Genomic DNA, 24,900 nt, shown 5'->3' on the forward strand with positions numbered 1-24,900 from the left:
GCGGCGTTGGTCCGCTGCGCGTGATGCGCTAAGCTGCCGCGCCTCGTGAGCTCCTTCCTTCGACACACGGTGGCCTTGGCCGCCGTCTCGCTCGTTCCGACGTCGGCCTACGCGCTCTCGCAGGGCACGCACCGCGACCTCAGCACCACCGCCTGCTGGAAGCAGAAGCTGCCCAGCGAGTTCTGCGCGGAGGTCGGCGCCGCCGCCTACAACGTGGACCACTACGAGTGGGACGACCTCTCCGCGCACGCCCAGCCCGAGGCGGGCGAGACGAAGTGTCAAGCCGCGAACAAGGCCCTCGGCCGCGTGCGGGCGCTGGCCCAGGAGGTGCGCGCCATCTCCGACGCCGGCGCCGACTACGACCCCGCGCTCGCCGTCGCCCTCGGGCGCGTGCTGCACACGCTCCAGGACAACTGCGCGCACTCCGGCATGCCGAACGAGCAGCACGCCTGGTTCTCGGTCTCCGACACCTGCACCGACACGAAGTCGAGCCCGGACGTGCAGCCCGAGGCCGTGGCGTGTGCCGAGAAGGAGACGGCCCTCGCGTTCGAGACCTTCGCGAAGCAGGTGAAGGTCCCGACCCCGCCGCCGCCCCAGGAGCCGGGCTCGACGAGCCAGCCCGCGCAGTTCTGGCCGAAGCGGGGCGGGGTGTGCGACTTCTTGAAAAGCGGGGCCAGCTGGGACGGCGTGGACCGGCGCTGGAACAACTCGCTGGTGGTCGGGGCGCTGCGCGATCAGCTCGGGAGCTCTCTCACCATCGACCCGAGCGCCCCCACGGTGGACGTGTGCGCCGGCGACGAGAGCGCCCTCGATCTCGCCGCGCCGGCGCCGGTGGTGGACACCAGCGCGCCCGTCGAGTGGTGCAACCTGCTGAAGCTCTACTGCGCGGGCAAGACCGATGGTGCCGAAGAGGCGCCGCCATGGGAGACGAGCCCGACCAACACGGGTGACGGCTCCGCCGAGAGCTCCGGCTGCGCCGTCGGTGGAAAGCGCTCGAGCTCGGCCAGCTTGCTGGCTCTCGCTCTCGCCGCGTGCCTCGCCCGCTCGCGCCGCCGCGAACGCTGATTCCGGGCGGCTCGTCGCGTGTCGGCAGGTGTAGGCCTGCCTGCGCCAGCGATCTTCGGTTAATCTCGAGCGTTGGGAGGCCCTCATGCGCGGAGTCGTTCTTGGAGTCGTGTTGGTCTGCGCCGGTCTGCTCGGCGCGTCGTGCGGCGGCTCGGACGGCGACGAGAAGGCAGGGACCGGCGGCTCCGGCGCTGACGCGGGCACGACCGGCGGAGCCGGCGGCAGCGCCGGCGCCGGCGGCAGCAGTGCGGCCGGCGGCAGCGGCGGAAGCGGCGGGGGCTCCGGGGACATGTGCGGCGGCAAGCCGTGCGCGAACTACACCGGCGAGAAAGAGTTCTCCGATCCGACGGCGCCGGGCGACGCGAGCAACACCTTCAAGGGCGCCACGCCCAAGAACCCGGGCACGGATCCCAACAAGGAGCCGGCGGTCATCTACCCGAGCCACGAGACGATGTTCCCGGTGAACGTCTCGCACATCCGCCACGACTGGTCCGGCGGTACCGGCAACGACCTCTTCATGCTGACCTTCAAGGGCCCGAAGACCACGGTGAAGGTCTACACCAAGAGCCCGACCTGGCAGCCCGACGAGGCGGCTTGGGACTGGATCGCGGAGAGCAACCGCGGCTACGCCGTGGAGCTGACGGTCTCCGGTGTCGCCAGCGCGACCCCGACCGAGCAGTGGGTGTCGAAGCCCATCACGCTCTACTTCAGCGACTCGGAGGTGGAGGGGGCCATCTACTACTGGTCCACCGGCACGGCAGGCGTGATGAAGGCGCTGATCTCCGACCCCATCCCGGTGAAGTTCTACACCGACCCGCAGGCCGCGGACAAAGACACCTGCGTCGCGTGCCACACCTTGTCTCGAGACGGCAAGCGCCTGGCGGTGGGCTACGGCGGTGAGAAGTTGCGCGAGGCGTGGGTGAAGGATCGGACCACCGTGGTGCCCACCGCGGGTCAAGCGGAGCGCGCCTCGGCTTGGACCACGTTCTCGCCGGACGGGAAGCTGTTGCTCGTGGCCAGCGGGGGCAAGCTGACGCTGATCGACGCGGACACCGGGGATCCCGTCGGCCCGAACGCCGGCGCGGTGCCCATCCCCGCCGGCAAGCTCGCGACGCACCCGGACTGGAACGCGCTCGGCGACAGCGTCGCCATCGCGCTCGGCACCAAGGGCGGCAACAAGGACATCGAGGGCTCCTCCATCGCGATCCTGCCGTACAACGGCGGCGCCTGGGGCACGCCCAACGTGATCGTCGCCGCGGGTGCCGCGCCGGACAACAACTTCTTCCCGGTCTGGAGCCCGGACAGCAAGTGGATCGCCTACGTGAACGCGCAGGCCAAGAGCAAGGACGCCGTCAGCGCCGTGCTCAAGCTGGTCCCGGCCGCGGGCGGAACGCCCGTCACGTTGACCCGCCTCAATCAGCGCGTGAACAACGCCGACGGCGTGACGGCGATCGGCAACTCGATGCCGACCTGGGCACCCTCGACGAAGCCGGGGATCTTCTGGCTCGCCTTCTCCAGTCTCCGCCCCTACTCGGTGGTGCGCCCGAAGGACGACAAGGAGGACCAGATCTGGATCGCCGCCATCGACCCGACCGCGACCGATCCGGGCTACTCCGGGTTCTGGGCGCCGTTCCAGAGCGTGGACGAGGGGAACCACCGCGCCTTCTGGACCCACACCGACACGGACAAGCAGTGCCTGTGCGTGGACATCTGCGGCGACGGGCTCGACAACGACTGCGACGGCACCGCCGACGAGACGGACTGCGTGGCGAAGTGCGAGCCGACCGAGATCTGCGGCAACGGCAAGGACGACGACTGCGACTGCGTCGTGGACGACTGCAACGAGGAGATCTGCGGCAACGGCAAGGACGACGACGGCGACGGCCTGATCGACGGCGACGACCCGGCCTGCGCCGTGCCGAAGTGAGCCCTGCATCTGCCGGGCGCTTCGGCTAAGATGCCCGCCCGTGTCCGAACGCACCGTCACCGAGCACGTCCGCCCGTCGGTCGCGGGCACGGGCCTGCCGCCCGCGCTCGGCCTGGTGATGACGCCGGCGCGAGGCGGGGCGCCGCCCGGCGTGGTGGATCTGCCCCGCCCGGTCACGACGGGCCGCGGCGACGCCGCGGATCTCGTGCTGGAAGATCCGGGCGCGTCGCGCCTGCACGCGCGCTTCGAGCGGCGGGGCGAGGCAGTCTTGGTGAGCGACCTCGGCAGCCGCAACGGCACCTGGGTGGACGGCGCGCAGGTCGGCAAGTCGGGCGCGCTGGTGGGACCCGGCGCGGTGGTACGGGTCGGCCGCACGCTGTTCGTGGTCGCGGACGTCGCGCCCTACGGGCGACCGCGTCCGGCGGAGCTGCCCGGCTTGATCGGCGGCGCCTCCCTCGACGAAGCGCGGGACTCGGTCCTGACCATCGCGCCGACCCGGAGCCCGGTGCTGGTGCTGGGCGAGACGGGCACCGGCAAGGAGGTGATCGCCGGGCTGGTGCACCACTACAGCGGGCGCACGGGCCCCTTCGTGGCGCTGAACTGCGCCGCCGTGCCCTCGGAGCTGGTGGACGCGGAGCTGTTCGGACATGCCCGTGGCGCGTTCTCCGGCGCGACGCGGGAGCGCACGGGCCTGTTCCGCACTGCCAGTGGCGGCACGCTGTTCCTCGACGAAATCGGCGAGATGCCCGCTCCGGTCCAGGCGAAGCTCCTGCGCACGCTGGAGACTGGCGAGGTGCGCCCGGTGGGGGACGACCAGTCGTTGACGGTGGACACCCGGGTGGTGGCCGCGACCAACCGCGACGTGGATCAGCTGATCGACTCCGGCAGCTTCCGAGGCGATCTGCTGCACCGCTTGGCCGGGCTCCGCGTGCGGCTCCCGCCGCTGCGCGAGCGGCGCGAGGACGTGCCGGTCCTGGCGAGGAGCTTTGCGGCGGGAGCCGGCGCGGAGGTCGCGACGGTAGCGCTCGAGCTCCTGGCGCTGCACCCCTGGCCCGGCAACGTACGCGAGCTGCGCAACGTGATGGCCGCCGCCGCCGAGGTCGCGCGGCGTCGCGGACGGAGCGAGATCGCGGAGGAGGACGTGCTTCCTCTCCTGGTGAGGGCGTCCTCGAAGAGCGCGCCGCCGGGCCGCACGGAGCAAGAGCAGCGCCGCATCGCGGACGCGCTCACGCAAGCCTCCGGCGACGTCGCAGAGGCCGCCTCGCTGCTCGGCATGGGCCGCTCCGCGCTCTACGAGGCGCTGCGCCGGTTGAACATCGATCCGCGCCCCTACAGGCAACGCTGAATCAAAGCGGATTGTAGGCACCGGTGCGCGCCGCCTGGCTGGCGCGCACGTGGCCGACGAGCGCGGCGAGCTCGGCGCGGGTCGCGCTCGCGTCTCGCCGCGGCACGGCGGCCAAGAGCGACATCAGCTCCATCGCGCTCTCGGCGCGAGCCTCCGGCACGTCGGAGAGCGCCCGCGCGAAGAAGGCGTCCCAGGTGGGCGGCAGATCTCCCCGCAGCTCGCTCGGCCTCGAGCTCTCGCCGGGAGCGCGCCGCCGGCCCAGGAGCAGCTCCCAGAGGATGGCCCCGGCGGAGTAGAGATCCCCGCGCACGTCCACCACCCCGCTCGCGCGCTCCGGGGGCATGTAGCCGATGTGCCCTTCGCTCACCCGGTTGAAGTCACGCAGCGTGCGGGCCACGGCGAACCCGCCGATCTTCACCTCGCCGGCGCCGGAGACCAGCAGGCAATCTGGGCAGAGATCGCGGTGCAGCTCGCCGAGCGGACGGCCGTCTTCGCCGAGCGCTCCGGCGTGGGCGTGGGCGAGCCCCGCCAAGAGCTCGAGCCCCACGTACGCCACGACCTCCGGCGCCAGCCCCTGCCCGGTGGCCCGCGCGGTGCGCGTGAGAGCGTCGAGCGACGCACCCTCCACCCACTCGAGCACCAAGAAGTACGCGCCGTCCGCGCGCATGAAGTCCTCGACCTGCACGATGTTCGGGTGAACGAGCCGCGCACCGATGTCGGCCGCCTGCTTGAAACCGTCCATCAGGTCCGCGTGCTCGGCCACATGCGGATGAAAGCGCCGGATGGCGACCCTCCGCGCGAAGCCCCCTTCGGGGCAGTACTCGCCCTCGTAGACGACGCCCGTCGCTCCGACCGAGTGCTCGCGCACGATGCGAAACTTTCCGCCCAGCTCGCGCTCCCTCGCTGCTCCTTCGGCGCCGACGATTACCGCGTGCAGCCCCAGGACCAGGAGCGTGCCGATGAGCCCGGACACGGCCAGCGTCACCGAGCGCACGTGCTGGGTGGCAGGCTGGTTGAGCAAGAAGTCGCGCGCGCTCGGCGGCAAGCGCTCGACGACGAAGAGCCAGTAGGTGACCGGGTACGCGAGCGCGCCCGACAGGCCCAAGATCGCCGGCCCCCAGAGCCTGAGCCGAGCCACCTGCGACACGATGCCGCTACAGAACAGGAAGGGCGGGACCCAGGACCCAAGGGCGTACTCCGCGCCCTTGCTGGCGGTGACGGCGACCAGAAACGCCCAGGGGATGAGCGCCTCGACGACGGCGTTGACGCTGGACAGCGCCCTGGGCGCCTCGCCACGATCGACCAGGTGCCCAGCGATCACGAACCAGATCAGGAACAAGGACGAGCCGACGGCACAGGCAAAGCCGAGCGAGCGCGAGATGAACGCTGCGTAGGCGAGCCCGGTGAGCACGCCGAGCACGGCCAGGATCTGCCAGACCCGCGTCAGCACGCGGTCCAGGCGCTCGAGGCCGGCGGAGACCGCCGCGAGATACGGCGTCTCGAGCGTCAGCGCCGCCTCCGACTTCCACCCGCTGGCGACTCCGGCTCCACGCCGAGCTCCGAGGGCGTGATCACGCCGTCGGGGGGGAGCAGCGGGCCTGCGTCGCTCTCGGCGTCCGTCGCCACGGCGAGATCCGCTGGTGTGAGCACGCGCTCCGTCGGCGCGGGGAGCGGCGCGCTCGATGCCGTGGGGGGCGGCGCCACGCTGGTCGCAAGCGCAGCGGGCACGCCGCTCGTCCGCTCCGGCCCGCCGGCGCCAGCGACGACCCACGCCAAGGCGAGGGAAATCGCGGGGATGACGGAGAGCACCACCCAGGCCCGCGACAGGAGGGGCGTAGTCAGGAGGACGGAGAGCAGCGCGCTCATCCTGGCGAAGCGGCGCGCCTCGGGCAGCGGGCGCACCGGCCCGCGAACGACCGTCGGCTCCAGGCGGTCCGAGAGCGGCACGCTCGGCACGATCTCCGTCGCGGCCCGCGTGGACTCCGAGTCGGTGTTCGTCTCCGCCGCGGCGCGGGCGCCGAGATCCACCCAGCTCTTGCGGAGCGCGCGGATCTTGGCGATCTTCTCGCGCCGCGCCTCGAGCTCCGGCCCCGCGAGCCCGAGCAGGAACGCCTTGACCTCGCGCGCATCGGCGCGGGCGATACCGGCCCGCTCGGCAGCCCCGCGCAGCGCCTCGGCCAGCGCCTCGGCGGTGGGCAGGCGCGAGCGCGGGTCCATGGCCAAGGCGCTCGCGAGCACGCCGTCGAGCTCCCGGGGCACGTCGGGCCGCACGTGGCGCAGGCGCATCGGCGGCTCGCGCGCGATCTTCAGCATCAGTACCGGATCGTTGGTGCCGTCGTGGAGCCGCGTCCCGCTGAACAGCTCCCAGGCCACGACCCCCGCCGCCCACACGTCCACGGTGCGTCCGATGCCCTTGCCCTGGGCTTGCTCCGGCGACATGTAGGCGATCTTGCCCTTCACGAAGCCCGGCAGGGTCAAGGTCAGGCGCGACGCCGCCTTGGCGACGCCGAAGTCGGTGATGCGCGAGACGCCGTCCACCCCCACCAGGATGTTGTGCGGCGTGACGTCGCGGTGCACCACCTCGAGCAACGCGCCATCGTCACCGCGGAGCTCGTGCGCCGCGTGCAAGCCCGCCAGGAAGTCGTCCAGGATCTTCAACGCGACGCCGAGCGGCATGCGCGCGTCCTGGTGCTTGAGCAGCTGCTGGATCGCCGCGAGCGACTCGCCCTCGACGTAGTCCATGACGATGAAGACGCTCTTGTCCGCGAAGCCGACGTCGTGGACGCTGACCACGTTCGGGTGGTGGATCCTCCCGGCGAGACGGGCCTCGTCCACCAGCTGGGTGAAGAACTCGGGGCTGTCCCGGAGGTGCCGGTGGGTCAGCTTGATGGCGACGTCCCGCTCGAAGCCGACGGCCCCGGTGGAGGAGGCGAGGTACACCGTCGCCACACCGCCGCTGGCGATGGGCAGGAGGATTTCGTAGCGCCCTAAAACCTCGGGAATTTGCTCGGGCGCCCGGGCATCTCTGCCCCAGTCGCGCATGCCGGGGCAGGATACACGAACCGCTCGGTCGCCCGCCGCCCCGGGGTCCCCCGTTTTCACCTGAACGCAAACGTAGTACTGCCTTTGCGTCACGTACCTGTCACCGAGCGGGGGCACATTCCGCCGCGCGCCATGCACACCCAGGGGCACCTCTCACTCGTCCACGCCGTTCGGGCGCCGAGGCACAGCATGAAGCTCGCTGCGATCGACATCGGGAGCAACTCCGTCCACATGATCGTGGCCGGCACGCGCGACAACCACACCTTCGAGATCCTCGATCGCGAGAAGGAGATGGTGTTCTTGGGCAAGAGCGTGTTCGACCACGGCCGGCTCACCGACGAAGCCGTCGCCGCAGGGCTCGGCGCCATCATGAAGTTCCACAAGCTGGCGCTCCGACACGGCGTCAGCGACGTGCGCGCGGTCGCCACGTCCGCGGTACGCGAGGCGGACAACGGCGGCGAGTTCCTCTACGCCATCGCCGAGCACACCGGCATCGTGCCGCAGGTCATCACCGGCGCCGAGGAGGCCCGCTACATCTACCTCTCGGTTCGCAACGCCATCGACCTCTCCGCCCGCAGCGCGCTCGTCTTCGACATCGGCGGCGGCAGCGTGGAGACCATCGTCGGCGACGCGCGTTCGATGTGGCTCGGTCGCAGCCTGAAGCTGGGCGTGCAGCGCCTGCGCGCGGAGTTCGGCGGCGGCGCGCCGCTAGGCAAGCGCGAGCGGAAGGAGCTCGAAGATCACGTGCGCGCGCTCGCGGAGCCGGCGCTCCTCGAGGCCCGGGCCGCGAAGTTCGAGCTCTGCATCGGCACCAGCGGCACCATCCTGGCGCTGGGCCAGGCGGCGCACCGCCTGAAGGGCGGTGAGGCCTGGACCAACAGCACCGGCCAGGTCGTGCGCCTGGACGAGCTGAAGTCACTGGCGGAGCGCCTGCTCGCCGTGAGCCCGGCGGAGCGCGCCCTGATCGGCGGCATCGACGTCGCGCGCGCGGACTCCATCCACGTCGGCGCGGTGCTACTCTGCACGCTGCTCGAGCTGGCCAAGCAGGACCGCATCACGCTGTGCGAGGCGGCGCTGCGCGAGGGCCTGGTGCTCGACTACCTGGAGAGCCGCGCGGACAGCATCCGCCAATTCGAGGTGGTCAAGGACATCCGAAGCCACAGCGTCATGGAGCTCGCCCGCCGCTGCGGGCAGTCCGGCCCGCACCCGGAGCACGTGGGCGGCTTGGCCCTGGCCATCTTCGATCAGACCCGGCACCTGCACCGCCTGGGCGACGACGAGCGGCGCCTGCTCGAATACGCGGCCGTCCTCCACGACGTGGGGCAGCACATCGGCTACGAGCGTCACGAGCACCACGCCGCGTACATCATAAAATACGGCGAGCTGCGTGGCTTCTCGGACGAAGAGCGCACGCTCATCGCCATGCTGGCCCGCTACCACCGAAAGGCTCGCCCCAAGCGCCGCGATCCGGACTTCGCCGCGCTCACCACCCGCTGGCGTCGCGCCGTGCGGGTGCTCTCCGGCATCCTGCGCCTGGCGGACGGCCTCGATCGCAGCCACCACCAGTTCGTCTCCGGGGTCGAGATCGAGGAGCGCGAGGGCGTGCTCCACTTCAACGTCTTGGCCCAGGGCGACGCGGAGCTCGAGGTGTGGGGCGCGCGCCGCAAGGGCAAGCTGCTCGAGCGCGAGCTCGGCAAGCCCATCGAGCTTCACGTCACGACCGGCGCGAAGGTCGCGAGCGCGTGAGGGTCGGCGTCGACTTCGGCGGAACCCGCATCAAGGCCGGGCGTGTCGAGGCCGGCCGCATCGTCGCCTCCGAGATGGTGAAGACCAGAGCCGGCGGAGCGCCTGGGGAGATCCTCGATCAGATCTCCGAGCTGGTCGGCCGCCTCGGCCAAGCGCCGAGCCACGTCGGGGTGGCGATCCCGGGCGAGGTGGACGCGACGGGCCGTTGTTACCGCCTGCCCAACGTTCCGGGCTTCGAGGGCGTGAACGTCCGCGCCGAGCTCGAAGCGCGCCTCGGCACCCGCGTGGCGGTAGAGAACGACTCGACCTCTGCCGCGCTCGGCGAGCTCCTGTTCGGCCACGGTCGCGTCTACCGGAGCTTCCTCGTCGCGACGCTGGGCACTGGCGTGGGCGGGGGCCTGGTGATCGGGGGCGCGCTCCGGCGCGGCGCCCACGGCTTCGCCGCCGAGATCGGCCACCTCACCGTAGACAGCTCCGCCAATGCCGGCCGCTGCGTGTGCGGCCAGCGAGGCTGCATGGAGGTCTATGCCGGCACCCGGGGCCTCCTGTCACGTTACGCCGAGCTCGGCGGCGAAGCCGAGGCGCCCGCGGAGATCGCCGCACACGCGCGAGCAGGCGACGCCGCCGCGCTGGAGGTGTTCGCGGGCATGGGACGCGCGCTCGGTCGCGGCCTGGCCCAAGCTCAGAAGCTGCTCGATCTCGACGCGCTGGTGTTCGGCGGCGGCGTCAGCGCGTCGTTCGAGCTGATCGAGCCGACCCTGCGCGACACGCTCCGCGAGTCGGTGTTCGGTCCGCCTACCGCGGAGGTGCCGCTGCTCGTCAGCGAGCTCGGCGACGGCGCGGGGGTGCTCGGCGCGGCGCACCTCACGGGCTAGGAGTCTCCACCACGCGCACGAACGCGCTCTTCGGCACCGTCGAGTCACCGCGCTCGCCGGTCTCAGCCTCCGCCTCCCAGGCGATGCTCAGCGCCTGCTCGCCGCTCACCCGCTCGACGACGACGTCGAATTCGGCGTGCGAAGGTTGGGTGATCACCACCTCCCGGAAGGTGACGATGCCCTCCTCGAACGTGCCGGCGTCGGCGGAGTCGCTCATGCGGGCCTCCTTCGGAACGAACTTGAGCCCGCGCGCGACGACGCGGGCGCGGACGGTCGCGCCGGAGTCCCCGGGACGCACGAAGCTCGGGTGGAGGCGCAGCTGGAGGCTGAGCGCGTGACTCGAGTCCGCCGTGAGGGAGAAGCGCGCCGACTGCTGCCCGGCGGGCAGGTCGAGCACCCCGCCCTGCTTGTGGTTCACGCTCCAGCGCGCCTGCGAGGTCGCGAGCAGCGCAAACGCCGCGACCACCAGCACCACGAAATGAGCCCAGCGCCGCATGCCTTGGAGCCTGCCACCGGCGGGGCCGGCGGGGAACCGGGCCCGAGATAGCGCGCAACCGGAGCCGAACCGTCCCCGATGGGTCGCCATGACTGCACCCGTCGCGCACCGACGTCCCTCGATCCCGGTCGAACATTCCGCTACCCGCGAGCAAGCCGCCCGCTCCGGAGCGCGACCAGCCCAAGCCCCGCCGCTGACTCCCGCTGCACGAAGCTTGGTCGCCAGGGCGAGCAGCCTGTCAGCAGCTCCGCTCGACGCCGCGCGTGTTCAGGCCCGCATGAACGACTTCATGGCGCACACCGGAGGGCCCTATCGCGTCGGCGGACGAGACATCCAGGTGGCTCCGGCCTTCCGCATGGTGGGAGGCATGAATCAGGGCACGGCGACCGAGTCCGTCGCGCGTATCCGAAAAGCGCTCGGGCCCGACGCCTACCGTCGGATCGCCGCCGACGTCGGGTATGTCACGGCGGGGAAAGGTACTCCCGACCAGGTGCGTCGAGTGACCCAGGCAATCATCGACTCTCCGGTGGGTGGGCGCTACCCGACGACCGAAGCTGGCATCCGGCAGCTGATGTGGGATCACGGGATTGGGATGGACTGCTCGGGGTACGTACACCACGCCTTCCTGGCGGTCCGCGGCGGCGCCTCCCGGTTTGGTCTCGGCGACGCCTTGACCTCTGGGCTCCAGTCACCGTCTGGGTCGGTCTTCCAGCGCGTGCATCCGCGGAGCGCCCGTCCGGGAGATGTGATCCTGCTGACCAACGGAAGCGACGGTACGGGCCACAAGGTCATCGTCTACGCCCGTCACGAAGTCCCTCGTGGTACGGAGATGCACGACCGACTGGCCCGAGCGCTTGGAACAGGTGCATCGCGCTTTCATCTTCTCGAGGTCGACTCTTCCTGGGGTGCCGGGGGTCGTGCCGATCGCGGAGGGGTAGAGCGTCGGGTCTGGGCCTTCGACGAAGTGACTCAGCGCTGGGCGAGCCTCGAGAAGGACTCGAGAGGGCAGTGGCACGCCTTCGCGTCCGAGAAGGCCGGCCCGTATGACCACGACCTCGGGGGCATCTACCGTCCGAGAGCGGAGCAATGATCTCCTTCGGTCGCTTGGCTTTCGCCGCGTTCCTCATCGCAGGCTGCAATGGCCCGGGGAGCACGACCACGACCGCCGACGCCATGCCGGGGTGCGACACGCCGCTCGCGTGCTGCCGCGCTGGAGACGCTTCGGCGTGTGAGCCCGCCGCTCTCCTCGCCCCTGAAGCAGGGCGCCGCGAGCCGCTGCTCCGAGGCTGCGAGCTCGGGCGAGCTCCGCTGTGTCTGCGCGCCGCCGTCTCGTTTCTGGGCCAGCGCGCCGGCGAGTTCGAGCGCCTCGCGACCCGCGGGTGCAAGCTCGACCCGCGGGCGTGGATCTCGGGCACGAATGGCGAGGAGCTGTCTTGCGCTCACTTCGATCGGGAGGTCGCAGAGCGCGCAGAGCGGCTCGGCAACGCGTGCAGGAGCGCCGAACCTGGCTCATGTCGCGCACTCGGCGAGCTGGTGCGACCCTACGACGGCGCGATGGCCAAGCATGTTTTTTCCGAGGAGTGCAGCGCTGGTGGCCTCGTTGGCGAGGACATCCATCGCTGCGAGCGCTTCCTCGACTTCCTGGCCTCTCCGCCACACTGCCCCAGTACACCGCGAACCACGACGGTGAGCTACGGGCGCTGTCCGAGCGAGGCCAAGGCGCCACCGAAACACCCGGGGCGACTCCGGCTCGGAGCGACGGCGGACTCCGCGAGCCAGCCGCTCCGGCGCGCGGTCGAAGCTTCGAGCGCGCTTCGGTACTGCTATGCGGCGGGGCTCGTCGAGGCGCCCAAGCTCAGCGGCAGCGTGCGCCTGACGGCGCTCGTCGGCCGCCACGGTCGGATCCTCGACGTGTCCACTGTCGGCAGCCGCCTGGAGGATCCCCTCGCGCTCGAGTGTTTCGCGCGGGAGGCGGGCGAGCTTCGGCCGAACCCGTCCCCCAGCGTCCCCACCACGATGGTCGCATTGCTCGAGCTCCGTCCCTGAGCGTCAGAACCCATCGAGCTCGACGCGGCAGAGCTCCGCAGGAACATCCGGGTCGTCGGCGTCCAGCACCGCGAAGGCCAGGGTCCTTCCGGGCGCGCACGTGCGCGCCCGAGCGGTCGAAGAGCGGGCGCCGCTCGGTGATTCGCGCGGTCCTCACGGCTCGACAGACCATAGCAGCCGGCGGCCGTGTGGGTTAACCACTCCGGTCATGAGAGCCATCGTGATCCGGGAGCCCGGCGGCCCCGAGGTGCTGTCGCTCGAAGAGGTGCCCGAGCCTCGCCTGGGCGAGGGGCAGATCGCCATCGACGTGCGGGCGACCGCGTTGAACCGCGCCGATCTCCTGCAGCGCCGCGGCCTGTATCCGCCGCCCAAGGGCGAGAGCGAGATCCTCGGTCTCGAATGCGCAGGGGTGGTCGCGGCGCACGGGCCGGGGGCGAGTGGTCCGCCGATCGGCAGCCGGGTGATGGCGCTCCTGCCCGGCGGCGGCTACGCGGAGCGCGTCGTCGTTCCGGCGCGGATGGCGCTGCCGATCCCGGAGGGGCTCTCCTTCGAGCAGGCCGCGGCCATCCCCGAGGCGTTCCTCACCGCGCAAGAAGCGCTGTTCACCTTGGGGCGCGTCGCGCCGGGTGACACGGTGCTGGTGCACGCGGCGGCCGGCGGCGTCGGCTCGGCGGCCGTGCAGCTGGCGCACGAGCACGGCGCCCGCGTGATCGCCACGGCCGGCAGCGACGAGAAGCTCGCGCGCGTGCGCGCGCTGGGCGCGGACGTCGCGGTCAACTACAAGACCGCCGATTTCGCCGAGGCCGTGCGCTCCGCCACGAACGGCCGCGGCGCCGACGTGGTGCTCGACTTCGTGGGCGGCGCGTACTGGGAGAAGCACGCGAGCTGCCTGGCGGTGGGCGGGCGCGTCGTCGTGATCGGCGTGCTCGGCGGGCCGATGGCGGAGGTGAACCTGGCGCAGCTCCTGATGCGCCGCTACCAGATCCTGGGCCTGGTGATGCGCTCGCGCCCGGTGGCGGACAAGATCGCCATCAGCCAGGCCTTCGCGCGCAACTGGCTGCCCCGCTTCGCGACCGGCAAGCTCGCGCCGGTCGTGGACAGCGTGCTCCCGCTCTCCGAGGCGCGCCGCGCCCACGAGCGCATGGAAGAGAACGCGAACGTGGGGAAGATCGTGCTGACGCTCTCGCCATGAGCGCGGTCGTCGAAGCCTCTCTGCTCGAGAAGCGCTACGCGGACTTCGTCGCGGTCGCGGGCATCGACTTCCGCATCGACAAGGGGGAGTGCTTCGGCTTCCTGGGACCGAACGGCGCGGGCAAGACCAGCACCATGCGGATGCTCCAGTCCGTGAGCCTGCCGAGCGCGGGCAAGCTCCGGGTGCTGGGCATGGACCCGAGCCGCGACGGCAAGCTCATCCGCGCGCGCATCGGCGTCTGTCCCCAGGCCGACAACCTCGATCCGGATCTGCTGGCCCACCAGAACCTCCTGGTCTACGGCCGCTACTTCCCCCAGCCGAAGGCTGTGACGGCCCGGCGCGCCGACGAGCTGCTCGACTTCGTGGCGCTCGGCGAGAAACGCGACGCCCCGATCCCGGAGCTCTCCGGCGGCATGAAGCGCCGCCTGGTCATCGCCCGCGCGCTGATCAACGACCCGGAGCTGCTCCTGCTCGACGAGCCCACCACCGGCCTCGACCCCCAGGCGCGCCACCTGATCTGGTCGAAGCTGCGCGAGCTGCGCGCCCGCGGCGTGACGATGGTGCTGACCACCCACTACATGGACGAGGCCGAGCGGCTCTGCGACCGCCTCGTGATCATGGACTCCGGGAAGATCCTGGCCGAAGGCGCGCCTCGCGCGCTGATCGAGACCCACGTGGGTCAGGAGGTGTTCGAGCTCGGGGCGTCCGCGGACGAAGCCCGGGCGTTCCTCGCGGAGCTGGACCTGGGCGGCGCCGAGCACGAGCACACCGGCGACGTCTTGGCCGTGTTCCTGGGCAAGCGGAGCGAGCTGTCGGAGCGCTTGATGGAGCGCGCGCGCCAGGCCGGCTCGCGCTACCTCTTGCGCAACGCCACGCTCGAGGACGTGTTCCTGAAGCTGACGGGACGGGAGCTGGGCGAGTGACGACACCCACCGGCTTCGTCCACGGCGCTTCGCAGGTCGCCGCCCGAAACCTGATCGTTTGGCGGCGCTACGCGGCCGCTAGCGCCCTCGGCAACTTCGGCGAGCCCCTGCTCTACCTGGTCGCCCTCGGCTACGGCCTGGGCCGCGTGGTGCCGCCGATCAACGGCCAGAGCTACGCGGAGTTCCTGGCGCCCGGCCTGATCGTCTCGACGGTGATGTACACGGCGACCTTCGAGGGCACCTTCGGCGCCTACACTCGCCTGACCACTCAGGGCACCTTCGACGCCATCCTGGCGACACCGGTCACGGTGCCGGAGATCGTCGCCGGCGAGGTGATCTGGGGCGGCATCAAGAGCATGTTCGGCGCGAGTGTGGTCCTGACCGTGGTGACCGTCTTCGGCCTGGTGCCTTCCTGGCTCGCCCTGTGCACCATCCCGCTCGGGTTCGTGGCCGGCGCGATGTTCTACGCCATGGCCCTCTCGATGACGGCGCTCTCGAAGAGCTACGAGTTCTTCAACTACTACTTCACGCTGCTGGTCGCGCCGATGTTCCTGTTCAGCGGCGTGTTCTTCCCGCTCGAGCAGGCGCCGCGCTGGGCGCTCGCGCTGGCGCAAGTGCTGCCCCTCACCCACGTCGTCGCCATCTCGCGGGCGCTCGTGCGCGGAGTCCCCGATGTCGGCACTGCCGGTCACGCCGCGGTGCTCGGGGTGTACGCCCTGGCTGCGTACGCGCTGGCCGCGGGGCTGTTGCGACGGCGGCTGAGGATTTGAGGGCCCGTTCGACGATGCGACGATTTGCCGATCTCCGTTTCGGCAATCATCGCCGGCATCACCGCTAGTCCTGCTCGGTAGTCTGGCCGGCAACCGATCAAGACTGGCATGACCGGACCGCGCGTTGACGTGCCACCACGGCCGGCGTACCGTTAGTCCCGTAGGAGGTGGGAAGTGTTTGACGCCGCACGGCACGGCACGGCGCGGCGCGGCACGGCACAGTTGGCGTGTCACTGGGCGCTGCTGGGCGCCGCTGTGTTTGGAAGTGTGGCGTGTGGTCCCGGACACTCCGACGTCGAGGCGGTCAGGTCCGAGTCCGCCAAGCTCACGACAGCGGTTAGCTCCTGCCCAAACGGAGCCCTGGCGGATGAGCACATCTACTTTCGGTATATCGACACCACGGTAACGAGCCAGATTTGCAGGCCCACGGGTTCTGAACCTCCGACCATCATCGCGACGGAGGACGCGACCGCGAAGCAAGTCGACATCGCCAATCTCCTCGACGCAGACAGCGCTGCCTTTCATTCATGGCACTCCGGCATTCAGCCCGCCTTTCGGGCACTTTTGGAGACCGACGCGTCCATGGACAGGGATGTCTACATCTGGTTCTACGTCGATCAAAGCGACTTGCCGGCGAAGGAGTGGCTCGCCGGCGAGAAGGACGCGGGCGCGGCCGCAGCAGCGGTGGCTGAGTCACGGATCCGTTCGGCTGCGATCAATCTAGCCGGAAAGCTCGAAACCGCAGGGGTCCACGTCACTACAGACGTGCTCCTGCCGGTTGAGGCGGCGGCGCCCCAAGTCGCGGGCATGGCAGCGACGATGCAGGAACTGAACCCTTCGCTGAAGTACTGGCCAGAGGCGATGGTGCCGATCATCATGGCCGGCGCCGACGAGGACACTGATAACACGCTGCTCAGTCTGGAGGACGGTGTCGACGACCGCGATGGTGCGGGGCTCGTCAACGCGTACCGCAGCACCGATGTTGCCACCGCGAAATTGGATGGCGGCAACTCTCCCAGCTTCTACGGTCACGACTACGGGACGATCTACGCCTCATCAACCCCCGAGTGGGCCTTCTACTCGGAGCAATACAAGGCGCGCGCTCTGAACGGGTGGCAGCTTCGGGTCGCGGCTTTCTTTCAGACTCGTCCGACTTGTCCTGCGAGCCCTGGGTCGTGGTCCTGCACCGCGAATCCGTATCCCCTGTTTTGGCTGCTGGTGTACGACGGATCCACGTTGGTTGGTTGGTCGTTCAACGGAAACAACAACTACAAGTACACCGCGTTCACCAACACCTCCGGAGTGCAGAGGGATTACACGATCAAGCTGTACGTCGTCGCGTGGAACGGCCTTCCGGCCACTACTTTCGGTGTTGCCTGGAGCGCTAGCCCATGATGTCACATGGAGACGGCGGATGAACTTGCAACATCGGCTGGGCGTGATCGGTGCGCTCGTCCTCTGGCTCGGTGCGCAAGCCTGCGGTGAGGACGGGCAGGCAAGCACAGCGAGCACGGGAGGAGCCGGAGCGGGCGCGGCTGGCGGCGGCGACGCTACAGCTGACAGCGACGGGGAAGGCGTCGAGGAGGCGGCTGGATCGGGTGGATTAGCTGGTTCCAGCGCTGGAGGCGCGGGAGGAACGGGCGCTACCGCCTGCGGATCGGGCGGCTACGGCAACGAGGCGGGCAAGTGTCTTGGCGAGCAAGCCTCGATGATCACTTTCGTCAAGGCAAACAAGTCGTGTGGCGCCGATCAGGACTGTGTTTTCGTGTATTCGCGGTCGGACATTCGTGATCACTGTTCGGGCGGGTTCTACTTGAGCAAGAGCTACGACCAGACCGAGTACGGCCAGCTCGAAGCGGCCGTGGCAGCTTGCCTAGGTCCCGACACCAATTACTGCGCCGCAACTCCCTATCCCGCGGCGTGTTGGCGCGGCATGTGCGTCCCCGGGGGCGGGCTTCCGCTTTCCGCTCGCGACGAGTGCGTCGCGAAGTCCGGAAGTGACGATGCGTGTGCGCTCTGCGCCTGCGGGCTCTGCAGCGCCTCCGCCTGCTGGAGCAACGCGGGCTGCCAGGCGCTGGCGGCCTGCGCTCGAGGTGCGAGCTGCCTGGGCCAGGCCTGTGGCGATCCGACCAGCTCGAACTTCCCCTGTCCGAACGAGCTCGCGCAGGCGGGGTGCGCCAGCTCACCGCAGGTGAGCAACTACTTCCACTTGAACCAGTGCCTGGTGAGCTGGCAGTGCGCGGCCGCGTGCGCTCCCTAACCCAGCCGCCGCGCGACGATCTCGACGGCCTCCTCGGCGGACGCCGCGCGCTCGACCGTGTCGTCCCGCCGCTCGTCGATGGGGCTGCCTGCGAGGCGCTCGCTCCAGCCGGGCGCGGCGACGCCCACCACGAGCTTGCCGAGCTGCCAGGCCATCGCCATCTCGCTCAGCGTGCCGGAGCCGCCACCCACGGCGATCACCGCGTCGGCGCTCTGCACGACCAGGGCGTTCCGCGCGATGCCCAGCCCGCTCGGGATGGCGATGTCCACGTGAGGGTTGGCCTCGCTCGGATCGCTCCCCGGTAGGATGCCGAGCACGTCGCCCTCGCGATAGCTCGACGCGCGACGCGCGCCCCGCGACGCCGCCGCCATCACGCCGCCGAGTCCGCCGGTCACCAGCCGGTAGCCGCGCTCGACCAAGCGCTTGCCGAGCTCTTCGGCGATGGCGCAGATCTCCGGCGGCGCCAAGCCGTTGCCGATCACGGCCACGACCCGCCGCCGCACCTACGCCCCCACCGGCTTGAGGCGGATCAGCCCGTCCTGACCGCGCACCCTCGCCTGGCAAGCGAGCCGGTTGTTCGCGGGACCCGCCAGGAGCTCGAGCAATTCGCGCTCGAGGTCGCCCGGCGCTTCGAGCAACTCCGCGCCTTCCAGGATCTCCACCTGACAGGTGCCGCAGCTGGCCGAGCGACACGAGAACGGGATCGGCGCCAACACCTCGTCGCACACGTCCACCAGCTCGCCACCGTCCGGCGCCTCCACGCGCTTCTCGCGACCGATGGCGTTTCCTTCGAAGACGATGGTGGGCACGGAGCGCAATTGTTGAGCGCCCCTCGCCGAAGCGCAATGCTAAGCTCGCGGCGTGCTCGCTCTGGTCTGCGCCGATCCCCCGCGGCTGGTCTCGGACCATCCGCCACCCGCACGCGGGGCGGGAGAAGCGCGCCTGCGCATGCGCCTGGCAGGGATCTGCGACACCGATCTGCAGCTCGCTCGGGGCTACATGGGCTACCGCGGCGTGCTCGGCCACGAGGTCGTCGCCGAGGTCGTGGAGTGCGACTCCGCCGGCTGGCTGGGCCGGCGCGTGGTGGCCGACATCAACGCCGGCTGCGGGCGCTGCCAGGACTGCCGTGAGGCGGGTGGCCACCACTGCCCGACGCGCAGCGTGCTGGGCATCCTGGCGCGTGACGGCGCGCTGGCAGAAGAGCTGGTGGTCCCCGAGCGCTGCCTGGTCTCCGTTCCCGAAGCGGTCCCGGACGAACGCGCGGTGTTCGCCGAGCCCCTCGCCGCGGCGCTGCACGTCCTCGACGAGCTGCCCGAGGACTTCTCGGGTAAGGCGCTGGTGCTCGGCGACGGCAAGCTGGGCCTCCTGATCGCGCAGGCGCTGGCCTCGGCGGACTTGCCGGTGACGCTGGTCGGCCACCACCCGGACAAGCTCGCCCTTGGCCGAGACCTCGGCGCGCGCACGCTGCTCGAGTCCGAGCTCGACCGCGGGGCGGAGCGCGCGCCGCTCGTGGTCGAGGCCACCGGCAGCAACGCGGGGCTCGCCCTGGCGCTCAGCCTGACCGAGCCGCGCGGCACCCTGGTGCTGAAGACCACCGTCGCCGGTCGCTCCGAGGTCGATCTCTCGCCCATCGTGATCGACGAGCTGCGCGTGGTGGGCTCGCGCTGCGGCGACATGCAGCGCGCGGTGACCGCGCTCGCGGCCGGGCTCGACCCGACCCCGCTGGTGGCCGCGCGCTATCCGCTCGCTCGGGCCGCCGAGGCCCTTGCTCACGCGGGCCGGAAGGGCACGCTCAAGGTGCTGGTCGAGGGCGCGCGATGAGCGACGCTGACGGCCTGCCGATCCGACCCGGCCTGGTCATCCCCGAGCGCGAGCTCAGCGTGCGCGCCGTGCGCTCGAGCGGCCCCGGCGGTCAGAACGTGAACCGCGTCTCGACCAAGGTCGAGCTCTCTTTCGACCTACCGGGGTCCACCGCGCTCGAGGCGCCGGTGAAGGCGCGCCTCCGCCGCCTGGCGGAGAATCGCCTGGACGCCGACGGGCGCGTGCTGATCACCAGCCAGGTCACGCGCTCGCAAGCGCAAAACCTGGCAGACGCCCGGGACAAGCTGGCGGCGCTGATCCGCGCCGCCCTGGTGGTGCCCAAGCGCCGTCGCGCGACCAAGCCCACCCGCGCCTCGAAGGAGCGCAGGCTGGACGCGAAGCGCAAGCAGTCCGCGAAGAAGCAGGCGCGCGGAAGCCGGGACGACTGAGCTACTTCGACTCCTCCCGGCAGATCTCCGCCTGGTCCTTCGGACACGACACGCGCACGTGGAAGTGATCGTCGTGCGGCATCGCGTCCTCCGGCTGCTTGAGCAGCGCGGCGACCTCCGCCACGTGCTTCTGGAAGGCCGGCTGCTTGGCGGCGTAGCCGAGCAGCCGCTGGCGCAAGCCCCGCGAGACGAAGATGTGGGAGAGCCCAGCGCGTTTGTCGCGCACCCAGGACTGCACCAGGAGCCAGTTGCGCCGATCGTCGAAGGTGTAGCCGCTGCCATCCGTGGCCTTGCCGTCGGCGCTGAAGGTCAGGAACTTCTCCGGCGTCACGGGCTTGCCGTTCGGGTCGAGCACGTAGAAGCCGACGTCGGCGTCGCGGCCGCTTTGGTGCGAGCGGTGCCCGCTGAGCGCACCGCCGTGCTTGGTCGAGAGATCCCCCACCAGCATCACCGAGCCGGGCGCCGCCTTGGCGATCTCCTTCGCGCTGCGCCCCAGCATCAAGACCAGCGCCGGGTGCCCGTAGCTCCTGTCCTCGCTGCCGGCCTTGATCGCCAGGTACTTGTTCTTCTTGATCCGCTTCGCGCGGACCTGCCAGCCCGCGTTCGGGTGCCCGACCGTCAGCGACATCAGCGAAAAAGGCGCTTTCGTGAAGCGCTTCGGCAGCACGCGGTCCGGCGCCGCGAGGGCCACGCCCGTCGCGAGCAGGATCGAAGCGGGAAGCCCCAGGCGCACGGCGTGACGTTAGCTCAGGCTCGACGCGGAGTCCCGCCGGGGGCAGACTGATTTGGTTCGGCCTGCGGCTTCAGCTCCGCCGGCGGCTGGGCGGCCATCAACTTCCAGTGAGCTTTACGCCGCCGGGCCGATCTGGTTTGACGAGCCTCTGATGAAGACCGTCGTCGTGTTCGGCGCCACTGGGTTCACCGGCCGCTTGGTGGTCGAGTCGCTGATCGCGCAGGGAGTGCGGAACATCGTGCTCGGCGGGCGCAGCGAAGAACGCTTGCGCGAGCTGTCGCTCAGCCACGCGGGCCTGCCCTGGCGCGTGGCCGACGCGCTCGAGCCGCGCTCGCTGGGCCCGCTCGTGGCCGGTGCGCACGTCGTCGTGAGCACGGCCGGACCCTTCACGCGCTACGGAGAGCCCGTGGTCCGCGCCGCCTTGGCCGAAGGCGCTCACTTCCTCGACACGACCGGCGAGCAGGCCTACATGGCGAGGATCCTCGAGCGCTACCACGGCGCCGCCTGCGAGAAGCGCGTCGCGGTAGTCAACGCGCAGGCCTTCGAGTTCGGGCTCGGCTACTGCGCCGCCGCACTGCTGGCGGAGTGGGATCCGGCCTTGCACACCATCGACGTGTTCAACCGGGTCTACGGCTTCGGCGCCACGCGCGGCACGCAGCAGTCGGCCCTGTACCAGCTGGTGGAGGACGCGCTCGTGCGCAAGAACGGCCGCCTGACCCGGCGCGGCCTGTCGCCGCTGCCGCTCTGGGTGACCTGGCCCGACAGCGGCAAGCGCGAGCCCGCGAGCCCGTTCCCCGGAGGCGAGGCGCTGCACCTGGTGCGCTCGCACCCGGAGGTGCTGAACGTGACGACGAACCTGGCCATGCCGGCGCGCGTGGCGCTGCCGCTGATGGCGGGTTGGAGCGCGCGGCCGCTGCTCCGGGCTGCGTCGAAGGCGGGGCTGTTCGAGCCGCTGCGCCGCATCGTGCAGGCCGGACCGGAGGGCCCGAGCGACGAGGCCCGCGCGAAGAGCGGGTTCAAGGTGCTGGCGCGGGGCAAGAGCGACGTCGCCGAGCGAGGCGTGTTGGTCAAGGGGCACGACGCCTACGGCATCACCGGCGTCATGGCTGCGCTCGGCGCGAAGCTGCTCTGCGAGGGCGAACCCAAGGCGGTGGGCGTGATCTCCACCGATCAGGCCTTCGGCGCCGAGGCGTTCCTGAAGGCGCTAGAGCCGTTCGGCGTGACGCTCAGCCGCCACGAGCTCTGACCTACCACCAGAGCTCCGCGCTCGCGTGGTAGCTCCGTCCGGGCAGCGGCATGCCGACCGTGTCGTAGCGCTCCCGGCCCTGCAGGTTCTCCACCGCCGCCCGGAAGGCCAAGCGCTCCTGCAAGAGGAGCACGCTGGCGTCCAGGCCCAGGGACCAGTCTTCCCCGATCACCACGAGGCCGGCCGGATCGGCGACCCGCGAGGCGCGATGGCGCCCGCTCGCGCCGAGCGCCGCGCGGTCCACGCCGCCGAGATCCTTGCTGTACAGCTCGAGCCGCGCGTGCGCCGTGAGGCGCGACTGATACGGCAGCAAGTCGTTCCGCACTTGCCGGTCGTCGCTCGCGTCCCGCGGATCGGTGAGCGTCGCCGCCAGCTCGAGCCGCGCGTGGTCGAAGGCCTGGGCCGCCGTCTGGAGCTCGAGCCCCAGGACCCGGGCGCTCGCCACGTTGTACGGCCTCACCACGCCGAGGCTGGAGCGCCGGTAGGCGATCAGGTCGTCGGCGAAGCGCGCGAACGCGAACAGATCGCCGGACACCGAGAGCGCTCGGCCCCTCGCCGCTCCACGCACGCCGAGGTCGAAGGACAGCCCGCTCTCCGCCGCGAGATCCGGGTTGCCGAGCACGACCGCACTGGTTCCGTAGAGCTCGCCCAGCGTCGGGACGCGCGCGTAGCGGCCCGCGTTGCCGAGGAGCGACAGCTCCTCCAGCAAGCGGAGCTCCGCGCCCAGCCGCGCAGCCGGGGTCCACTCGGAGAGCGCCTCGGAGCCCCCCGAGGTCGCGTGGCGCTCCAGCGCGCCAGCCAGGCCCAACGAGAGCTCCGGCGAGAGCGCGAGGCGCGCGCTGGCGTCGGCGCGCGAGGCTTCGCGGCGCGCCCGTAGGCCGCTCGCCCCGGCGCGGTCGATCCCGAGCAGCTCCAGCTCTTCGCTGCCGCCCGCCCTGAGGCGGAGCGCCTCGGAGGCATACCAGACGACATGCGCTGCCTGGCCCACGCGCGCGCCCCGGCTCGTCAGCTCCGGCGCTCCGGTGGCGAGCTCCGCGCGCGGATCCCGAATGTGGTGCCGGCCGAGCAGCGCGCTGGTCGCGAGCTCGAGGCGACACTCGCCGCCCCCGGGACACGGCAAGGACGAGCGCACGCCGGCCAAGGTCCGCTCGATGCGAGCCCGGGCGTGCTGCGCAGGGATCACGCCGAGGCCGGTCACCCCTTGCTCGCGGCGGAAGCTCGTGAGGAGCGTCGTGACCTGCGCGCCGCGGCCGAGCCCGCTGCGACCGATAGCCCACACGTCCCAGGCCGCGGCGTCGGCGTTCGGGCGGCGCACCACCCGGTCGTCGGCGTCGGTCGTGGTCGTGCCGGCGTCGTCCACGTATTCGTAGTCGTTGTCGGCCCGCGCGTAGCGCACTCCGACCAGCGCGCCCGCCCCGCGCCCGACGCTCGCGCCCGCCACGAAGCCGGAGCGCTCGCCGAAGCTGCCGATACCGAAGCCCGCGCCCAGCGTGGAGCGTCGCGGGAAGCGAGGCTCCAACAAGACGGCGCCACCGATGCCCATGCGGTCCGCGTCCTCCGGAGCCGTGCCCCGAAACACCTCGACGCGGTCGAGCATCCAGAGCGGGACCTGGGAGAGATCCGCGGCGCCGGTGACGTCGTCGTTCAGTCGGATCCCGGCCAGGTACACCGGCAGCTGGGCGCTCGTTGCGCCGCGCACCGAAGCCGTCGCGAAGTCCGCGCTGCTGCCGCTGCGCTGGAGCTGCGCTCCGGGCACCCGCTCGAGCACGTCCGGCAGATCAGCGCCGGCGGTCTGGAGCTCCTCGCGCCGGATCTGCGTGGACGCCGCGCTCGGCTCGCGCCGCGACGAGCGCTCGAGCTTGTCGTCGCGCACCACCACCTCGACGGGGGGCTCCTCGGCGCTCGCCACCGAGGCACACAGTCCGAGCCCGAGGACGAGGCCCGCTGCCCTCACGGACACGCCGCGTTCACGATCCCGACGGCGTCGAGGTCGAAGACCCCGTTCATACCCTCGAGATCCGCGCGATCGGTGACGCGCACGAAGCGCGCTTCGGCGACGCCGACGTCGGCCAGATCGAAGGCGTCGCCGCCGGCGACCGCCGGGTCCAGCGGGTCGACCGCGTTCTCGTCCGCGTTCGCGTACACGGGGTGCCAGCCGGCGCAGCTGCCGTAAGGCGCGGCGCTCTCCGTGCACGGGAAGGCCGTCCAGCTCTTGCCGTCGGTGCTGACCTCGACCGTCCCGAGCTCTGCGAAGGGCGCGTTCGGATCACCGCCGGCGAAGAACGCGTTCTCGAACACGATGAAATCCGGACCCGGACCGTCCACGATCCGGGTCTGCCCGAAGGCGACGGTGACGTGCCCGCCGTTGCCGAGGGAGACCACGTCCAGAGAGCCTTGCTCGTCGCCGCCGCCGCGGGGCGGCCCGAGAATGGGCCCCGGGAACGCGGCTTGCCCGATGTTCTGCCCCGATCCGAAGGCGTGATCGACGGCGCTCGTCACGAAGCGCGGGCAGGGGTCGGCGCCCGCGCTGCCCGCGGCGCCTGAAGCGCCGCCGCTCGCAGGTGCCCCCCCGGCGGCGCTGACGCTGCCGTGCCCCCCGTTGCCACCGGACGCCGCCGCGGCGCCCCCCGAGTCCTCACTACCGCATCCCGCCAAGCACAGCGCGAGCAAGAGTGTCGAGAGCCGATCCTGATTCGTCATCGTGACCTCCGGGCGAGGCGCGCGCCCATTCGGTGATTCACCTCCTCGGATCCCACGTCGCCGAAATGGCGGCGCTTCCGAGGTCCCGACGTTCAGGTCTTCTGACTTCCCGTTTGGCCCGGTCGCCTTCCCGGCTCTCGCCAGTGGCTTCGTTGACCGGACCGTCCCGAGTTACAGCGGCGGCTCCGTGCCGGATTCTCACCGGCTTCCCTTGGTGTCGGTCCCGATTCGGTAACACGGCCCTACCCGCCACGCAATCACCCCGACCGCTCCACGCGCTCTCCC

Annotated in this window: 23 protein-coding genes and 1 riboswitch; of the genes, 15 read left to right on the forward strand and 8 right to left on the reverse strand. The window is 71.1% G+C overall.

What is annotated here, in order from left to right; all coding sequences use genetic code 11:
* The first annotated feature begins 45 nt into the window (after nucleotides 1–45).
* From HS104_24050 to HS104_24060, 3 genes are all read left to right on the forward strand, one after another.
* Nucleotides 46–1,065, forward strand: a complete 1,020-nt coding sequence (locus HS104_24050; GenBank protein MBE7483034.1) for a hypothetical protein — start codon at nucleotides 46–48, stop codon at nucleotides 1,063–1,065.
* An 85-nt stretch (nucleotides 1,066–1,150) separates the two neighbouring features.
* Nucleotides 1,151–2,992: a PD40 domain-containing protein gene (locus tag HS104_24055; protein ID MBE7483035.1), complete on the forward strand. Its 1,842-nt coding sequence runs from the start codon at nucleotides 1,151–1,153 to the stop codon at nucleotides 2,990–2,992.
* A gap of 118 nt (nucleotides 2,993–3,110) precedes the next feature.
* The gene (locus HS104_24060) at nucleotides 3,111–4,337 is read left to right on the forward strand and encodes a sigma 54-interacting transcriptional regulator (GenBank protein MBE7483036.1); all 1,227 of its coding nucleotides are present in this window, start codon (nucleotides 3,111–3,113) and stop codon (nucleotides 4,335–4,337) included.
* 1 nt (nucleotide 4,338) lies between these two features.
* On the opposite strand, the gene HS104_24065 is transcribed toward HS104_24060, so the two are convergent.
* Nucleotides 4,339–5,787, reverse strand: a complete 1,449-nt coding sequence (locus HS104_24065) for a protein kinase (protein MBE7483037.1) — start codon at nucleotides 5,785–5,787, stop codon at nucleotides 4,339–4,341.
* A 56-nt stretch (nucleotides 5,788–5,843) separates the two neighbouring features.
* Nucleotides 5,844–7,379: a protein kinase gene (locus HS104_24070; protein ID MBE7483038.1), complete on the reverse strand. Its 1,536-nt coding sequence runs from the start codon at nucleotides 7,377–7,379 to the stop codon at nucleotides 5,844–5,846.
* Between the two features lie 189 nt (nucleotides 7,380–7,568).
* Here HS104_24070 and HS104_24075 point away from each other — a divergent pair, with 189 nt between their 5' ends.
* Both HS104_24075 and HS104_24080 read left to right on the forward strand, forming a co-directional pair.
* Nucleotides 7,569–9,125, forward strand: a complete 1,557-nt coding sequence (locus HS104_24075; GenBank protein MBE7483039.1) for a Ppx/GppA family phosphatase — start codon at nucleotides 7,569–7,571, stop codon at nucleotides 9,123–9,125.
* Nucleotides 9,122–10,000, forward strand: a complete 879-nt coding sequence (locus tag HS104_24080) for an ROK family protein (protein MBE7483040.1) — start codon at nucleotides 9,122–9,124, stop codon at nucleotides 9,998–10,000. Before HS104_24075 ends, HS104_24080 begins: the two co-directional genes overlap by 4 nt.
* Here HS104_24080 and HS104_24085 read toward each other — a convergent pair.
* Nucleotides 9,990–10,496, reverse strand: a complete 507-nt coding sequence (locus HS104_24085) for a hypothetical protein (protein MBE7483041.1) — start codon at nucleotides 10,494–10,496, stop codon at nucleotides 9,990–9,992. The genes HS104_24080 and HS104_24085 overlap by 11 nt on opposite strands.
* Before the next feature lie 277 nt (nucleotides 10,497–10,773).
* On the opposite strand from HS104_24085, the gene HS104_24090 reads away from it, so the two are divergent.
* The 7 genes from HS104_24090 to HS104_24120 all read left to right on the forward strand — a co-directional run bounded on the left by HS104_24090 (nucleotide 10,774) and on the right by HS104_24120 (nucleotide 17,687).
* Complete coding sequence (locus tag HS104_24090) at nucleotides 10,774–11,586, forward strand: hypothetical protein (protein MBE7483042.1); 813 nt, start codon at nucleotides 10,774–10,776, stop codon at nucleotides 11,584–11,586.
* Nucleotides 11,583–12,542 (forward strand): hypothetical protein, encoded by a 960-nt coding sequence (locus HS104_24095; GenBank protein ID MBE7483043.1) that lies wholly within the window; start codon nucleotides 11,583–11,585, stop codon nucleotides 12,540–12,542. Before HS104_24090 ends, HS104_24095 begins: the two co-directional genes overlap by 4 nt.
* A gap of 208 nt (nucleotides 12,543–12,750) precedes the next feature.
* The gene (locus tag HS104_24100; protein ID MBE7483044.1) at nucleotides 12,751–13,734 is read left to right on the forward strand and encodes an NAD(P)H-quinone oxidoreductase; all 984 of its coding nucleotides are present in this window, start codon (nucleotides 12,751–12,753) and stop codon (nucleotides 13,732–13,734) included.
* Nucleotides 13,731–14,657: an ATP-binding cassette domain-containing protein gene (locus tag HS104_24105; GenBank protein MBE7483045.1), complete on the forward strand. Its 927-nt coding sequence runs from the start codon at nucleotides 13,731–13,733 to the stop codon at nucleotides 14,655–14,657. The genes HS104_24100 and HS104_24105 overlap by 4 nt, the downstream gene beginning before the upstream one ends.
* A complete protein-coding gene (locus tag HS104_24110) occupies nucleotides 14,654–15,427 on the forward strand; it encodes an ABC transporter permease (protein MBE7483046.1) in 774 nt (257 codons plus the stop codon). The genes HS104_24105 and HS104_24110 overlap by 4 nt, the downstream gene beginning before the upstream one ends.
* 174 nt (nucleotides 15,428–15,601) lie before the next feature.
* Entirely contained in the window at nucleotides 15,602–16,822 is a 1,221-nt protein-coding gene (locus HS104_24115) for a hypothetical protein (GenBank protein MBE7483047.1), read from the forward strand.
* A gap of 313 nt (nucleotides 16,823–17,135) precedes the next feature.
* Nucleotides 17,136–17,687 (forward strand): hypothetical protein, encoded by a 552-nt coding sequence (locus tag HS104_24120; GenBank protein MBE7483048.1) that lies wholly within the window; start codon nucleotides 17,136–17,138, stop codon nucleotides 17,685–17,687.
* On the opposite strand, the gene HS104_24125 is transcribed toward HS104_24120, so the two are convergent.
* Both HS104_24125 and HS104_24130 read right to left on the reverse strand, forming a co-directional pair.
* Nucleotides 17,684–18,190, reverse strand: coding sequence for a TIGR00725 family protein (locus tag HS104_24125; protein MBE7483049.1), 507 nt, complete (start codon nucleotides 18,188–18,190; stop codon nucleotides 17,684–17,686). The genes HS104_24120 and HS104_24125 overlap by 4 nt on opposite strands.
* Entirely contained in the window at nucleotides 18,191–18,496 is a 306-nt protein-coding gene (locus HS104_24130; GenBank protein MBE7483050.1) for a (2Fe-2S)-binding protein, read from the reverse strand. It abuts the gene before it with no gap.
* A gap of 139 nt (nucleotides 18,497–18,635) precedes the next feature.
* Between HS104_24130 and HS104_24135 the strand changes: the two genes are divergently transcribed.
* A complete protein-coding gene (locus HS104_24135) occupies nucleotides 18,636–19,508 on the forward strand; it encodes an alcohol dehydrogenase catalytic domain-containing protein (GenBank protein ID MBE7483051.1) in 873 nt (290 codons plus the stop codon).
* The gene (arfB, locus tag HS104_24140) at nucleotides 19,505–19,936 is read left to right on the forward strand and encodes an aminoacyl-tRNA hydrolase (GenBank protein MBE7483052.1); all 432 of its coding nucleotides are present in this window, start codon (nucleotides 19,505–19,507) and stop codon (nucleotides 19,934–19,936) included. Before HS104_24135 ends, arfB begins: the two co-directional genes overlap by 4 nt.
* Nucleotide 19,937: 1 nt before the next feature.
* Here the strand turns inward: arfB and HS104_24145 are convergent, their stop codons facing one another.
* Nucleotides 19,938–20,669, reverse strand: a complete 732-nt coding sequence (locus tag HS104_24145) for a penicillin-insensitive murein endopeptidase (GenBank protein MBE7483053.1) — start codon at nucleotides 20,667–20,669, stop codon at nucleotides 19,938–19,940.
* Between the two features lie 151 nt (nucleotides 20,670–20,820).
* Here HS104_24145 and HS104_24150 point away from each other — a divergent pair, with 151 nt between their 5' ends.
* Nucleotides 20,821–21,915: a saccharopine dehydrogenase NADP-binding domain-containing protein gene (locus tag HS104_24150; GenBank protein MBE7483054.1), complete on the forward strand. Its 1,095-nt coding sequence runs from the start codon at nucleotides 20,821–20,823 to the stop codon at nucleotides 21,913–21,915.
* A 1-nt stretch (nucleotide 21,916) separates the two neighbouring features.
* On the opposite strand, the gene HS104_24155 is transcribed toward HS104_24150, so the two are convergent.
* Together HS104_24155 and HS104_24160 are read right to left on the reverse strand one after the other, a co-directional pair.
* Entirely contained in the window at nucleotides 21,917–23,875 is a 1,959-nt protein-coding gene (locus tag HS104_24155; GenBank protein ID MBE7483055.1) for a TonB-dependent receptor, read from the reverse strand.
* Nucleotides 23,866–24,414: a hypothetical protein gene (locus HS104_24160; GenBank protein MBE7483056.1), complete on the reverse strand. Its 549-nt coding sequence runs from the start codon at nucleotides 24,412–24,414 to the stop codon at nucleotides 23,866–23,868. The genes HS104_24155 and HS104_24160 overlap by 10 nt, the downstream gene beginning before the upstream one ends.
* Nucleotides 24,415–24,709: 295 nt before the next feature.
* A riboswitch (cobalamin riboswitch) is annotated at nucleotides 24,710–24,828 on the reverse strand.
* Between the last annotated feature and the right edge of the window lie 72 nt (nucleotides 24,829–24,900).

The organism is Polyangiaceae bacterium, assembly GCA_015075635.1.
Classification (GTDB): Bacteria; Myxococcota_A; Polyangia; order Polyangiales; family Polyangiaceae; genus JADJKB01.